The sequence below is a fragment of the Janthinobacterium sp. GW460-12-1-14-LB5 genome (genome assembly GCF_059423585.1).
In genome coordinates, this window is record NZ_JBWKYD010000010.1 from 1 (window position 1) to 13,799 (window position 13,799).

At 63.7% G+C, this 13,799-nt stretch carries 17 protein-coding genes; 9 read left to right on the forward strand and 8 right to left on the reverse strand.

Annotated elements, in window-relative coordinates; translation table 11 throughout:
- Positions 1-199 precede the first annotated feature (199 nt).
- Genes AC07X6_RS11920 through AC07X6_RS11935 form a run of 4 tightly spaced genes read right to left on the reverse strand, consistent with a single transcriptional unit; the run spans position 200 to position 3,880 of the window.
- Positions 200-859 carry a DUF6624 domain-containing protein gene (locus tag AC07X6_RS11920; protein WP_494791094.1) on the reverse strand — a complete coding sequence of 220 codons (660 nt, stop codon included), beginning with the start codon at positions 857-859 and terminating at the stop codon, positions 200-202.
- Positions 852-1,511, reverse strand: a complete 660-nt coding sequence (locus tag AC07X6_RS11925) for a hypothetical protein (protein WP_494791095.1) — start codon at positions 1,509-1,511, stop codon at positions 852-854. The genes AC07X6_RS11920 and AC07X6_RS11925 overlap by 8 nt, the downstream gene beginning before the upstream one ends.
- A 9-nt stretch (positions 1,512-1,520) precedes the next feature.
- Positions 1,521-2,282 (reverse strand): CPBP family intramembrane glutamic endopeptidase, encoded by a 762-nt coding sequence (locus tag AC07X6_RS11930; RefSeq protein ID WP_474291905.1) that lies wholly within the window; start codon positions 2,280-2,282, stop codon positions 1,521-1,523.
- 14 nt (positions 2,283-2,296) lie between these two features.
- Positions 2,297-3,880: a sensor domain-containing diguanylate cyclase gene (locus AC07X6_RS11935; RefSeq protein ID WP_494791096.1), complete on the reverse strand. Its 1,584-nt coding sequence runs from the start codon at positions 3,878-3,880 to the stop codon at positions 2,297-2,299.
- Positions 3,881-4,020: 140 nt separating this feature from the next.
- Between AC07X6_RS11935 and AC07X6_RS11940 the strand changes: the two genes are divergently transcribed.
- The 7 genes from AC07X6_RS11940 to AC07X6_RS11970 all read left to right on the forward strand — a co-directional run bounded on the left by AC07X6_RS11940 (position 4,021) and on the right by AC07X6_RS11970 (position 9,078).
- On the forward strand, positions 4,021-4,584 hold the full coding sequence (locus AC07X6_RS11940; RefSeq protein WP_494791097.1) for a GNAT family N-acetyltransferase: 564 nt from the start codon (positions 4,021-4,023) through the stop codon (positions 4,582-4,584).
- Positions 4,585-4,604: 20 nt separating this feature from the next.
- A complete protein-coding gene (locus tag AC07X6_RS11945) occupies positions 4,605-5,129 on the forward strand; it encodes a GNAT family N-acetyltransferase (protein WP_494791098.1) in 525 nt (174 codons plus the stop codon).
- On the forward strand, positions 5,126-5,839 hold the full coding sequence (locus AC07X6_RS11950; RefSeq protein WP_494791099.1) for a response regulator transcription factor: 714 nt from the start codon (positions 5,126-5,128) through the stop codon (positions 5,837-5,839). Before AC07X6_RS11945 ends, AC07X6_RS11950 begins: the two co-directional genes overlap by 4 nt.
- The gene (locus AC07X6_RS11955) at positions 5,832-7,055 is read left to right on the forward strand and encodes a sensor histidine kinase (protein ID WP_494791100.1); all 1,224 of its coding nucleotides are present in this window, start codon (positions 5,832-5,834) and stop codon (positions 7,053-7,055) included. The genes AC07X6_RS11950 and AC07X6_RS11955 overlap by 8 nt, the downstream gene beginning before the upstream one ends.
- Before the next feature lie 75 nt (positions 7,056-7,130).
- Positions 7,131-8,006, forward strand: a complete 876-nt coding sequence (locus AC07X6_RS11960; RefSeq protein WP_494791101.1) for an extracellular catalytic domain type 1 short-chain-length polyhydroxyalkanoate depolymerase — start codon at positions 7,131-7,133, stop codon at positions 8,004-8,006.
- 53 nt (positions 8,007-8,059) lie between these two features.
- Entirely contained in the window at positions 8,060-8,566 is a 507-nt protein-coding gene (locus AC07X6_RS11965; protein ID WP_494791102.1) for a hypothetical protein, read from the forward strand.
- Positions 8,563-9,078, forward strand: coding sequence for a DUF1993 family protein (locus AC07X6_RS11970; RefSeq protein ID WP_494791103.1), 516 nt, complete (start codon positions 8,563-8,565; stop codon positions 9,076-9,078). The genes AC07X6_RS11965 and AC07X6_RS11970 overlap by 4 nt, the downstream gene beginning before the upstream one ends.
- A 51-nt stretch (positions 9,079-9,129) precedes the next feature.
- Here AC07X6_RS11970 and AC07X6_RS11975 read toward each other — a convergent pair whose 3' ends face one another.
- The 4 genes from AC07X6_RS11975 to AC07X6_RS11990 form a co-directional block, all read right to left on the reverse strand.
- On the reverse strand, positions 9,130-10,032 hold the full coding sequence (locus AC07X6_RS11975; RefSeq protein WP_494791104.1) for a hypothetical protein: 903 nt from the start codon (positions 10,030-10,032) through the stop codon (positions 9,130-9,132).
- Between the two features lie 108 nt (positions 10,033-10,140).
- Positions 10,141-10,599: a hypothetical protein gene (locus tag AC07X6_RS11980; RefSeq protein ID WP_494791105.1), complete on the reverse strand. Its 459-nt coding sequence runs from the start codon at positions 10,597-10,599 to the stop codon at positions 10,141-10,143.
- Positions 10,596-11,585: a D-2-hydroxyacid dehydrogenase gene (locus tag AC07X6_RS11985; protein WP_494791106.1), complete on the reverse strand. Its 990-nt coding sequence runs from the start codon at positions 11,583-11,585 to the stop codon at positions 10,596-10,598. The genes AC07X6_RS11980 and AC07X6_RS11985 overlap by 4 nt, the downstream gene beginning before the upstream one ends.
- Positions 11,582-12,541, reverse strand: coding sequence for a LysR family transcriptional regulator (locus tag AC07X6_RS11990; RefSeq protein WP_494791107.1), 960 nt, complete (start codon positions 12,539-12,541; stop codon positions 11,582-11,584). The genes AC07X6_RS11985 and AC07X6_RS11990 overlap by 4 nt, the downstream gene beginning before the upstream one ends.
- Before the next feature lie 190 nt (positions 12,542-12,731).
- Between AC07X6_RS11990 and AC07X6_RS11995 the strand changes: the two genes are divergently transcribed.
- Positions 12,732-12,902, forward strand: a complete 171-nt coding sequence (locus AC07X6_RS11995) for a hypothetical protein (protein WP_230539293.1) — start codon at positions 12,732-12,734, stop codon at positions 12,900-12,902.
- Positions 12,899-13,759, forward strand: coding sequence for an alpha/beta hydrolase (locus tag AC07X6_RS12000; RefSeq protein WP_474291884.1), 861 nt, complete (start codon positions 12,899-12,901; stop codon positions 13,757-13,759). The genes AC07X6_RS11995 and AC07X6_RS12000 overlap by 4 nt, the downstream gene beginning before the upstream one ends.
- Positions 13,760-13,799 lie beyond the last annotated feature (40 nt).

Sequence of the window (13,799 nt, forward strand, 5' to 3'; positions counted from 1 at the left end):
GTATTGGCATGCCTTATTTTTTATTGTATTTTTTATTTTATTGTGTTGGGGGCGGGTGGATTAAATTGGTTTTTGCTTGATTTTGATGATTGTGGCGAACAGCTATAAGTAATCGAGGTAAAAATCAATGAGCTCCAACTCCGTTTAGAATGATATTTCTTTCATATACCCTTCGGTAATTATAGGTAGTTACAGTTGACTACCGTTGCATGAATTGGTATGAATCGCACTTGGAAGGTATGTTCTCCAGTCTCGTTCTTTGCATTAGCATCAGGTCCAAGGTGCTTTTGAGGAAAGCATTTGATCCATGCTGGGCGATCAGCCAGGCGCTGCCCGCCGCCTTGTAGCCGACCATCGTTTGCGTGGGCCAGCCCTTGCTGGCGATGATATGCCGCAAGCGTTGCTCGCGTGCCTTATCCGTGGCCAGCATGCGCTGGCGTGTGGCCAGGTCCGGCCCCGTTGGCGGGAATTCCGCGCGCAGGGCCTGGTCTTCCTGTTCCATGGTCCGCAATTCCGCTGCCAGCGCCGCTTCGGGCACTGCCGCCGGATACAGCAGGAAGTCCAGCGCGCCCGCCGTGGCCGCGCTGAAGATGAGCTTGGGTTCCGCTTCCCAGCCGGGCGATTGCAGGAGCAGTGCCAGTGTGGCGCCTTCCGGTACGTCGATGCGGTAGCGGCCATTCTCGACCGTGCCATGTATCTGCGGCTCGCCGTGCATGCGCTCGGCAACGATGCTGATGGCTTGCGGCAGCGGCGGGCCGTTGCTGCGGATGGTGCCGCTCAGTTCGAAGGCGCCCGCATGGACGCTCCAGCACAGCAGGATGGCAAAGCTCAGGCGTGGCATGAGAGTGCGTTCATGCATGGTGGATGTCGAGTTTGCTCCACACATCCTGGAACGCGGCGTCATCGAGCGGCCGCGCATGCGGGTCGTCCTGCCGGAACAGGCCGCCGATCAGCATGTCCTGGATGGCGCCCGTGAAGCCGCCATACGGCGAGGCGCGGCCCCACTGGCGCCGCGTATGGGCGAAGACGACGGCGTCCTGCTGCGCAGCCAGTTGCACCAGCGCTTGCCGGAAGATGGCGGCCGCTTCCGGGCCCATGTCCGTGGCGATGGCGCACACGAGGCGCTGGCTGAACTGCAGGGGCTTGCCTGCCAGTCCCAGCAGCGATTCATTGGCCAGGGCGAGGAACACATCGGGCGCCTGGTTGTCCTTTTCGCAGACGGTCCAGGTGGGCGCCCACGCTTCCAGGCTCATGAAGCGCGCATCCGTCGTGGCCGGCGTGTGCGTCCACTTCGCGTGCGATTTGTCGTTCCAGCCCAGGCGGCCAAAGGGAATCGACTTGCCCTTGGGATTGTATTGATGGCTGCGCACGGCGGCCTTGCCCCGTGCTTGCGCCAGGAGGCCGTCGAGGCTGGCGGCAAACGGCGTCCATTGCGCCGCATCCCACAGCGGCGGCGCATCGGGCGCTGCCAGCAGCAGGAATACTTCGTACTCGCGTGAAAAAAACGTCATGCAGATTCCTTATCGTTGCAGTTGCGACATGGCCGCCCGCTGGCTGGGGCGTAGCAGGTAGGCGCCGTACAGGCACAAGGGCAGCACGGCCAGCAGGGCGATGTACGGCAGGATCGATGCGCCATCCTCGGCGGGGTGCGGCAAGGTGGCCGTCACCAGCGCGTAGTCCCACAGTCCATGCACGAGCACCATGGGCCAGATGGAGCGGGTGCGCAGGCGGATGGCCGCGTAGCCGATGCCCTGCAGGGTGGCGGCCACGGCTTGCCACAAGGCACCGCTGACGTCGCCCGAGGCCAGGCCGTTGGCCGTGTGGGCCAGGCCGAACAGCGCCGAGGACATCAGGACGGCGGGCCAGACGGCGTAGCGGTCCAGCATGCCTTGCAGCAAGATGGCGCGGAACATCAGCTCTTCCGAGATGGCCACCAGGGCCGCATTGCACGCGACGACCAGCAGCACGCGCGGCTGCGGCCAGCCGCCGGCCCAGGCCAGCAACAGCATCAGCAGCGCATACAGCAGGGGCGGCGAGACCAGCCACACTGTTTTCCATGGCTGCGGCGCACACAGGCCCGCTTCGCGGGGCCGGCTTGAGGCCAGCAGCAGCGCCAGCGCGAACAGGGCGGCCAGCGCCCATGACAGGCCGATACGGCCGGTGACGGCTGCGCCCGGCAAGGCGTAGCCGGCTGATTCCAGCCAGCGACCGCCCATGCTCAAGCCCAGCCAGACGGCCAATGCGCCCAGAGCGAGCGGCATGGTGATATGAATTTTTTGCATGGAAAATCTCGATGTCATGTTGCTGGCGCATGGATGGTGACGCGGTTGCGGCCGCTGTTTTTCGACTGGTACAGCAAGGCATCGGCCTGGCGTATCAGTTCGCTGCTGTCCGTGCGCCGCTCCTGGCCGGGCAGGAGCGTGGCCGCGCCCAGGCTGACGGTCACGACGCCGTTCGCGCTGGCCGCGTGGGGGACTTGCAGCGCCTCGACGGCCGAGCGGATGGCTTCGGCCACTTCCAGTGCGCCCGCGGCATGGGTGGCGGGCATGATCACGGCGAACTCTTCGCCGCCGTAGCGCGCCGCCAGGTCTTCGGCCCGGCCCACGCTGCGCGCCACGGCGCCGGCAACGGCCTGCAGGCAAGCGTCGCCCGCCACATGGCCGTACTGGTCGTTAAATTTTTTAAAGAAATCCACGTCCAGCATGATCAGCGACACCGGATGGCCGCTGCGCTGGGCGCGGTTCAGCTCATGCGCCAGCGTTTCGTCGAAACAGCGGCGGTTGGCCAGGCCCGTCAAGCCGTCTTGCGAGGCGCGCGCGGCCAGGTCGGCATTCGCCTGCTGCAGCTCGGCACTGGCCAGGCGCAGGCTGGCCTCGATACGGTCGCGTATGGCGATTTGCCGCATCAGCTTGCGGAACAGGTACAGCAGCAGCGCCCCCGCCGCCAGCGAGGCGAGCACGATTTGCATGCTCAACCATTGCCATTCGGCAAAAATATCGTCCTTCGACAAGCCCGCCGCCACGATGACGGGAAAGCGCTGCAGATGGCGATAGCTGTACAGCCGTTCGATCTCGTCCACTTTCGCCGTCATCATCGCCGTGCCGACGGGCCCTTGGTCGCGGTAGGCTTGCAAGATGGCGCCCGAGGAAATATCCATGCCGATCACCTCGGGCTGGAACGGCCGCCGGTAGATCAGGGTGCCGTCATCGAGGGCAAAGAAGGCCGTGCCCGTATTGCCCAGGTTGAGCGTGGCGTAGATGCGTTCGAAGGAGTTCAGCCCCAGGGTGACGAGCACCACGCCGGCAAACGTGCCGTCTTTTGCTTCGACCCGGCGCGAGACGGGCAATACCCATTGCCCGCTTGATTTGCTGCACACGGGCGCACTGATATGGCTGCCAAGCTTCGCATGCGTCTGGTGGTAGATAAAATAATTGCGGTCGGCATTGTTGCCGTCCTGCCTGGCGCCGGAAGAGGAGGCCAGCAGCTCTCCCTGTCCATCGAAAATGAAGACGCCGGCAATTTCCACGATATTTTTCGACAACTGCTGCAGATGCGACTGCAGCCGTTCGCCGGTATGGTCATTATTGCCTTCATTCCTGACGTGTTCGGCAATATCTTCCAGCATCACATCGGCGATTTCCAGTTCCATGTACGCTTGCGTGGCCAGGGTGCGCGCCATGTTTTCCGTCGTCGCCCGCGCTTCGCGCAAGCGCACGTCGCGCGAAGACCAGACGATCCACATCGTCATGCCGAGCAGCATGGCGCACATGCAAAAGAAGGCGATACTGGCCCAGACCGTCACTGGCCGCTTGTGGCGGTGCAAGACCTGGGGCTGCGCCGCGAGGGCGTTGGTGTCGGGGACATCCTTTAGTGGGCGCATGAACGGATCATGAAGTTGCATCAATGATATGGTAAAAATATTGCCATACTACATTAAAAAGTGCCGTCACAAAGTTGCCACATCACTATAGTTGCATGGAATAATAAGCATCGTCCGTTTCAACCTTCGATTGGAGTTGCATGGCCTACACGAAAACCATCACCACTGAGCGCCTGATCCTGCGCAAACCGCAACCCTCGGATGAGGCGGCCCAGTTCGCCATGCATGCCGACCCCGAAGTGATGCGCTATTTCAGCGAACCGCCGTGGGAAGATATCAGCCGCGCCACGCGCCAGATCGCCGAGGACAGCGCCGCTTTCGAGAAGGAGGAATTTTTCCGCTTTGCCGTCGAGCTGAAGGCGACGGGCGAATACCTGGGCAGTTGCAGCCTGTTTTCCGAGCACCGCCAGAACCGCCGCGCCGAGATCGGCTACGCGCTGGGCCGTCCGTACTGGGGCAACGGTTATATGCAGGAAGCGCTGTCGGCGCTGATCGAATTCGCCTTCGTCGAGCGCGACCTGAACCGCCTGGAAGCCGATATCGACCCGCTCAACGCCGGCTCGGCCAGCGCCCTCGAACGCCAGGGTTTTAATAAGGAAGGCTTTTTGCCGGAGCGCTGGATCGTCGCTGGCCAGGTCAGCGATTCGGCCCTGTACGGCTTGCTGCGGCGCGAGTGGGAAGCACGGCGCAAGGGCGCCGCGTGAGCCACTGCGGGAAGCCGCGATTGCCGCTCACCGATCATCCCCTGGTGACCTTGCGCCACCTGGAACGCAGCGACGCGTCCGCCTGGTATACCTACCTGGCCGACCCTGTCGTCGTCGAACACACGAGCTGGGATTTGCATTCCATCGATGATCTGCAAGCCAATTTTGATGACTACGCGTCGGCAGACGCGTCTTCGCCCATGCGCCTGGCCGTCGTGCTGCGCGAGGGCGGCCAGCTGGTGGGCACCATCGGCTTGAATGCGATTTCCCCGCAGCACCGTACGGCCGAAATCGCCTACGATCTTGCTCCTGCCGTGTGGGGGCAGGGCGTGGCCACGTCCATCGTGAACGCCGTCGTGGACTGGGGCTTCCGGCATCTTGGCTTGCTGCGCATCCAGGCGACCGTGCTGGAAAGCAACGAGCGTTCGCTGCGCGTGCTCGAACGCTGCGCTTTCGAGCGGGAAGGCTATCTGCGCTGCTACCGGCAAATTCGTGGAAGGTCCGGCAACTTCTGGCTGTATGCGCGCCTTGCCGGCGTGCCATGAACAAAGCGCCCCTGAGCATCCTGCTGGTGGAAGACCACCTGGGCATCGCGCGGCAGGTGCTCGATTTCCTCGACGGCCTGGGCTGGCAGACGGACCATGCGGGCACGGGCGCGCTGGCGGTGCAATTGGCCACGCGCAACGCCTATGACGTGGTGCTGCTGGACCTGAACCTGCCCGACATCGATGGCTTGCAAGTGTGCCGCGCCATCAAGGCCGGGGCGCCCAGCAATGTGCCGGTTCTGATGCTGACGGCGCGCGACGCGTTCGAAGACAAGGCGCGCGGCTTTCGCGACGGCGCCGACGATTATTTGACCAAGCCCTTCGACTTGCGCGAAGTGGCCTTGCGCTGCGAAGCGCTGGCGCGCCGGCAGCAGCTGCACGTGCAACAGGAAATGCACGTGGGTCCGTTTATCTTGCAGACGCGCGCAGGACGCGCCCTGTACCGTGACGCACCGCTGCCGCTGACGCAGACGGGTTTTAAGATCCTGCTGCTGCTGTGCCGCGAGCATCCCCACGCCGTGTCGCGCTCCGCCTTGCTGCAATCCCTGTGGGGCAGCCAGCCGCCCGACAGCGACGCCCTCAAATCGCATATCTACGCGCTGCGCAAGCAGCTGGAACTGGTCGGCGGGGCTGGCGCGGCTGGCGTGCTGGTGACCATACCGCAGCTGGGCTACCGCCTGGCCTTCGACGGGGCGGCCAGCGATGGCTAAGTCGATCCGGCAACGCCTGTTCGCCGCCCTCGCCGGCTTCACCGTCGTGCTGTGCCTGTGCTACACGGGCCTGGCGCTGGTGATCGCCTACGTGACGGAAGACATGCTGGTGCAGCGCCTGCTCGAACGCGAGGCGGTGGCCGTCAGCCAGCGCTTGCGCCAGCACGGTCAGCTGACGCCGTCTGGCAGCGACCTCATCACGGTTTATGGCAGTTACCTTGATTTGCCTCAAGCGGTGCGTGCGCAAGTGCCGCCGTCCGCCCCGCGCGCGGAAGTGTTTACCACGACGGGCCAGCATTATCACGTGCTGGCGCTGGACCTCGCTGCCGCCGGCCAGCCGCGGCGCGCGTATCTGCTGGCCGATGTGGCGCCCGTGCTGGTGGTGTCGCGCCTGGTGCCGGAAGTGGGCGGTGTCGTGCTGGGCGTGGCGCTGGCGCTGATCGGCCTGGCCCTGCTGCTGGCGTACTGGCTGGCGCGCCGCCTCGTGCGGCCCTTGCAGCGTCTGGCGCAGGAAGCGCGCCAGCTGGCGCCCGGCGGCGCCGTGCACTTCAGCGAGCGCGACCGTCCCGACGAGATCGGTTTCCTGGCGCGCCGCCTGGAAGCCACGTTTACTGAACTGCAGGCAGTGTTGCGGCGCGAACAGGCATTCGCGCGCGACGTCAGCCACGAACTGCGCACGCCGCTGACCTTGATGCACAACAGCCTGGCGCTGGCCGGCGCGCAGCCCCTGGCGGCAGACGGGCAGGTCCAGCTGCGCCAGGGCGTCGACGACATGCGCGCCACCATCGAGGTGCTGTTCGCGCTGGCACGGGCCGAGCAACTGCCGGGCGAGGTGGTGGAGTTGCGCGGCTGCATAGAGCAATGCCTGCTGCGCCTGCTCGAAGATGTCGCCTGGGATGCCAGCCTGCTGGCGCTGGACTTGCCCGAGCGCCTGGATGTCGTCGGCAATCCGCAGCTGACGATGTTGCTCATCAATAATTGCCTGGCGAATGCCCTGTTCCATGGCGGCCCCGCTTGCCGCATCAGCATTGCATTTGCGCAAGGCCGCCTGAGCATCGTCAATACGGTGCCGGCGGCCCAGCCGCGGCGCATCCACGGTTTCGCGCATGGCCAGAACCTGCTGCTGCGCCTGGCGCAAGCCATGCACTGGGACATCGTTTTCCACCCGGGCGCGGCGCAGTACCGCGTCGACATCATTGCGCTCCAGAAACAGTAAAAAGCAGGGAGATTTCACCGCGATTTCACCGGCGCCTGCATAAGCTGCAAGCTCTTGATCAACGGAGAAAATCGCATGAAATTTCTTATCAGCCTGCTGGTGCTGGCGTGCACCAGCATCCCTGTTCTGGCGCAAGTTAGCAGCCTCGTCCACAAGGAAGATAAACGCCGCTACATCGTCTACACGCCCGCCGCCTACGACCAGGCGCCGCGGCAGGCGTTTCCCGTCGTCTTCAATTTCCATGGCGGCGGTATGAGCATGGCGGAACAGATGCTGTACACGCAGATGAACAAGACGGCCGAGCGCCACCAGTTCATCGTTGTGTATCCGCAAGGCATCAAGCAAGACTGGAACGTAGGTTTCGGCATGGATTACCTGGCGGGCACGGACGACGTCGGTTTTACGCAAGCGATATTGAGCAAACTCAAGCAGGATTACCGCATCGATGACAAGCGCGTGTATGCGACGGGCCTGTCGCGCGGCGGCTTCTTTGCCTTGCGCCTGGCAGCCGAGTTGCCGCAACAGTTCGCCGCCGTCGCCTCGGTGGGCGCGCCCATGCCGGAACCCGTGCGGCAGCATCACAAGCAGAAGGACAAGGTCGGCATGCTCCTGATACAGGGCACGGCCGACAAGGTGGTGCTGTTCGAGGGCAAGGCCGCCAGCTATCTGTCGGCCGAGGACACGTTCGATTACTGGCGCAGGCACAACGGCATCGACGGCGCCGTGCCGCTGCCGCGCCTGATGCCGGCTCCTGCCGGCGACGCCACGCAAGTGACTTGGCTGGAGCAGGGCGCTGGCGGCGCCAAGGTGGCCTTGCTCACCGTCAAGGACGGCGGCCACACGTGGCCCGGCGCCGACGCCTTCAATGTTGGCCTACCCATCGGCAAGACCACGCGCGCCATCGATGCGAATGAGGTAATGTGGGAATTTTTCAGCCGCCATCGGCGCTGACGCCATGCTAGGATGGCGGCGCATGGCGTAACCCAACAGGAAAGGCAGGCATAGTGGGATTATCAACAGCAGGTATCGCGGCCATGGCCGAGGCGATCTTTGCCAAGCCCGGCGCGTCCGTGGCGCAGGCGTATTCGGAGCCGGAACGGGAAACGCTGTATTTCCGCTCGCCTGCCGAGCTGTGCGCGTATGCGGCCCGGCTGGAGGCCGAAGGGGCCGGCGAGGTGTTCCTGGCCGTGCATTACCCGGACATGGCCGGGCAGTTTGCCCCGACCCGCATCGCCCTCGACCCGGCCCAGTGCGGCGGCCTCACGTATCGTTATGTGTGCGAAGGCTGGGGCGTCATCCGCGTGTATCTGCGCCTCTCCAGCGGCAAGGGCCTGGACTCGAATGTGGGCGCCAATTCGCAGAAGCGCGCGGAAAAATGGCAGCGCCATTACCCGGCATTCGGCCCGACCGACGCTTGGGACTGGGACGCCGTGGGCCGCCACGAACGCCGGTTGATCCGCGTGCTGAAGAAGGCCGTGGCGCACGATGCGGCGGCAGGGGGCTTGTCATGACGGACATGATGCAGATCAACCCCGCCACCGTCTTTTGCCGCTCGCTGGCGCAGCTCTCCGCCATGCTCGACAAGACCGGCACGGCGCCGCAACTGCTGGCGGCGCGGCTGCACCCGGACATGCTGCCATTTGCCCAGCAAGTGCGCGCAGCCGTGAGCTTTTCCCTGCGCGGCTGCTGCCCGCTGGCGGGGCTGGAGGTGGCCGATTTCAGCGGCGCCGCCAGCCTGCAGGAACAGATCGCGCAGACCATGCGCTACATCAAGGATATTCCTCCTGAACGCTTTGACGGGCCGTCCGGGCGCATCTGCCGCGACCGCGCCGGCTTCGCCGACATCGCCTTGCCTGCCGGCGAGTATTTGAATCTGTACATCCTGCCGAATTTCTACTTTCACTTCAGCATGGCATATGCGATTGCGCGCAGCGGCGGCGCGGCCATCGGCAAGGGCGATTTCGACGGTTATCACGCGTATGCGCCGGGGTTTTCATTCGAGCGGCCGGAAACGGCGGGATAAGGTGGCGCTGGGTGGCGCCGGCGGCGATGCGTCGGCACACACACTGCAGGCCTAGCGATATTTTTCAGTAAATTCACGCGCCTCCTGCATCAACTTGTCCATTTCTGCCGTGGCCCATTCGGGGTGGGCGCGTTTGGTGGTTTCGTACCATGTGTTCATTTCCGCCAACTCTTTCTTGGATGCCCAGTGATGCCAGACGGGTAGTTGCATGGTCGTGTCACAGCGGTGCAGGGGAACGTTGCCACCGGCGTGCGGCAGGCCCAGCGCCTCAATGTCGTCGACCTCCTTGATGTATTCCGCGGCCATGGCAGCGTAGGGACTAATGAATTGATGGCCCTTCGGTTTGAGTATCCGATAGCTTGCGATGCGGCCCTGGGCTTTGTCGAGTTTTCCTTCGAGAATCATCAGTTTGCGGCTGTATTGTTCCATTTCCTCGGAACGATACTTGTTCTTCGTTCTATGCCAGGCAAAGTAGGCATCGGCGTCGTTTGATTGGTGGTTGATTCCCACATACACATGCCCCTTGCGCACGGCAATGAATTCGACAGAGGCGGAGCGGGGGAAGGCCCGTACTTCCTTGAAAAAACTGCGCCCCCCATTGGTCGAGAAAATCAGCTGGTCAGCGTATCCGATATTACCCAGGATAACGTCGGGGTCGTCGCTGTCGAACGTGGCCCGTGGCGGAGAGTCTATGCCCACAAAGCTGCTGATGTTGCGCTGCTTGTCGACGAAATAGATGGGGCCCCGGCAGTCACTATTGAATTCTGCTTCGAAGGTACGTCCTTCGTCCCATTGCCATGCCAGCTGGCGCGGGGCGTGGGGGCCAGAGTTGGAATCGATCGGACCTGGTGCTTTGGCTATTTGCAATGTCGGTGCGGGAATGGCGGGCAAGCTAGTGCATGCACTGTTCAGGGTGACGGTGGCGAACAGGACGAGAAGGTAGAGTATTTTCATGGCGCCTCCAGAGTGGTTGAAACAAGCATGGGCTCACTGTATGGCGAATGTGCACAGCGATACTTGTTCCAACGCAATCTAGAGTGCCGCCTGGCGTGGCGACCGGTTTTACAGCCCCGCTTCCTTCCATGAAGCCAGCTCCAGCCGCGTCAGCAGCCGGCCCGACAGCCCGCAGCTCCAGCAGCTGATCTGGATTTGCCGGTGCAGCGCCGGCCCCTGCGCATGCCACGCTTGCTCGGCGTAGGCGAGCAGCGCGTCGCTGAGGGCAGAGTTGTCGGCGACGGGTGGCAGGCGCGACATCAATTCAAGCACGCCGTGGGTGGCCTCCTTGATCTGCAGCAAACCGGCCAGCAGGGCGCGCAGCACGGCACCGTCGATGTTGCTGCTCGCTTGCGTGAAACGTTGCTGCCAGCACAGGCTGCGCTGCGGCCACAAGGCCAGCAGCGGGGGCACGTCGGCCGTCCGCAGTTGCCCGATCAGCTCATCCGCCTCCTGAAACAGGTCGAGGCGGTCGTACTCGTCGCCATCCAGCCCCAGCAGTTCATCGAGTTCCTGCAAGACGCTCATGCCACCACGTTCACGGGAACGCCGCGTTCGAACGCTTCGATATTGCCGATCAATATGTCGGCCAGCTTTTGCATGGCTTCACCACTGGCCCAGGCCGTGTGGGGCGTGAGGATGAAGTTGGGCAGCCGCAAGTTCAACAGCGGGTTGTCGGGCAGGGGCGGTTCCTTCGACAGCACGTCGAAGCCGGCGCCGGCGATCACGCCACGGGTCAATGCGTCGGCCAGCGCCGCTTCATCGACCAGGCCGCCCCGCGCCGTGTTGATCAGCAGCGAAGTCGGCTGCATGCGCGCCAGCTCTTTTGCTCCGATGATATTGCGCGTCTTGTCCGTCAAGGGCAGGTGCAGGCTCAGTACGTCGGAGGTGGCCAGCAGTTCGTCAAAACTCACTTCCTTGACGCCGTCTTCCTGGATCGGGGAACGGTTGTGGACGATCACCTGCATGCCGAAGGCGCGCCCCAGTTGCGCCACGGACTTGCCCAGCGCGCCGTAGCCGAGCAGACCCAGGCGGCTGCCCGCCAGGTCGCGGATCGGGTGGCCGAACAGGCAGAAGCGGTCCGACGCCTGCCACAGGCCCGCTTCCACGTCCGCGCGGTAGGCGACGAGCTGGCGGCGCAGGGCCAGCATCAGGGCCAAGGTGTGCTCGGGCACGGTGGCGCGCGCATAGTCGCGGATATTCGCGACGACGATGCCCCGCTCGCGGCAGGCGGCCAGGTCGAGGATATCCGTGCCCGTGGCGGCCACGGCGATCATTTTCAGGTCGGGCAGCTGCGCCAGCTCGGCCGCGCGCAGCGGCACTTTATTGGTGATGGCGATGCTGGCGCCTTGCAGGCGGGCTACCGTCTGCTCGCTGCCCTTGGTATGCGGAAACTCTTCCCAGCTGTGGGCGAAGGCGGGCGGGCGCACGGTGGCGATCAGGCTGTCGCGGTCGAGAAAGACGATGCGGTGCGGGGGCAGGTGCAGGTGCGGTGATGTGCTTGCTGCGGTCATGGCTGGGCCTCGGTCAGGGCGGCGCGCGCGGGCAGGGTGCTCTTGCCCTTCAGTTGCGTGGCCGGGTGGTTGGTAAACATGTCGGCGACCCATTCGACGAACACGCGCACCTTGGCGGACAGGTGGCGGTTGGGCGGATAGATCACGTGGATGGGCAGCGGGTCGGATTCCCATTCACTGAGCAATTCCACCATTTTGCCCTGTTCCAGCAGCGGCGCAAGCATGAAATGCGTCATTTGCACGATGCCCAGGCCCGCCAGGCCGGCGGCCGCGTAGGCGTTCGAGTCGTTCAGGGCGATATGGCTGGGCATGGACATCTGGATGCGTTCGCCCGCGCGCGTGAAATCCCAGTCGAAGGTCTTGCCCGTCTTGGCAGAGAAAAAATTCACGCCCCGGTGCTGCGCCAGGTCGTTCGGGTGCTGCGGCGTGCCGTGGCGCGCCAGGTAGCCGGGCGCGGCGCAGGTAATGAAATGCAATACGCCGACCCGGCGCGCGATCAGGTTCAGGTCGCCCAATTCTCCGCCGCGCACGGCGCAATCGACGCCTTCCTCGATCAGGTCGACGGGGCGGTCGCTGCAGCCGAGTTCCAGCGAGATGTCCGGGTAGCGGGCAAAGAAGTCGGGCAGGGCGGGGATGATCAGTTCGCTGGCCAGGGCCGTGGGCGCATCCACGCGCAGCCGTCCGCTGGGGCTCAAGCGCGTGCGCGACAGCGATTCCTCGGCCTCGCGCACGTCCGACAGAATGCGCACGCAGCGCTCGTAATACGCGGCGCCATCGGAGGTGATGCTGACGTGGCGCGTGGTGCGGTTGAGCAACTTGACCGACAGGCTCGCTTCCAGCGACTGGATCAGGGTCGACACGGTGGCTTTCGGCAGCTGCATGTTTTCCGCCGCGCGCGTAAAGCCGCCCGCGTCGACGACTTGGATGAAGACTTCCATGGCTTGCAGCTTGTTCACTTGATTTCCTATCACTTTCTGCGTGATTATTCAGAATCCTGAACAATCAATTCGGCATTGCACTCTTTATCAGATTGTAGATCAAGTCTATAGTTGTTGTACTGCAGCATAAATGTGATTGCCGCAGGAAGTTCACAGGAGAAATATCATGGGTCACCGGAATGGAATCTTTGCAGTGCTTGCTCTCGCTATGAGCTCGCTCGCTCTGGCCGCGATGGTATCGACGGATGCCTATTCGTCGGCGGCGCAAAGCGAAGCCAGCGGATATAGCGCCCTGACCCATGAAGTGGGCGGCGTCGCCCTGTTGTGCCTGAACGACACGGTGCGCGATGCTGCGGTGCAGCCGGTGGTGGCGCAATGACGTTTGCCGACGCCGCGGCTGAACTGGCACCTGGCCAGGCGCTGAAGATACGCGACATCCAGGTGCAGGGCGCGCAGGATGCGCTCGGCGCGCGCGTCTACACGGCCGGCGTGCCGGGCGCCAAGCAGCCGAACCTGATGGTCTTCTTCCATGGCGGCGGCTTTGTCGACGGCGACCTGGAAGACGCGGACGACTTCCTGCGCTGCCTCGTGCTGAGCAATCCCGACCACGTGGTGCTGGCCGCGAACTATACCTTGGCGAAGGTGCGGCCATTCCCCGCCGCCGTGGAAGACGCGCATGCCGTGCTGCTGTGGGCAAAAAAGAACAAGTCCAAGCTGGGCTGGACGGGCAAGCAGATGGTGGTGTCGGGCATCGAAGCGGGCGCCAACCTCGCTGCCGTGTGCGCCATGATGTCGCGCGACCGGGGCGGACCGCCCCTCGCGGGCCAGGTGCTGATCATGCCCATGCTCGACCCCGGCTTGTCGACCTGCTCGATGCGCCACTTGCCGAGCTGCCCGGACCTGGCGGAAGTGGCCGACCAGTGCGCCGCCGCCTACCGCGGCTACCTGCCGAATGCCGCTGACCGTACCCATCCGTATGCGTCGCCATTGCAGTCGAGCCGCCTGAAGAACCTGCCGCCAGCCTTGATCTTGTCCAGCGAAGACGACCCATTGCGCGACGAGGCTGAACAATACGGCAGCAAATTGATCGCCTGCGGCATCAAGACCACCGTGCGGCGCATGGCCGCCGCGCCGCTGCAAGACGCCACCGCCCGTAATGAATGCGCCTGCAAGGTGCAGGTATTGAGCGAAATTAGCAGTTTCGTCGCCGGACTGGGGCAAGAGCCCGAGTCATAAAGCCGCCATCCGCGGCACCGCAAAAAAACTTACACTAATC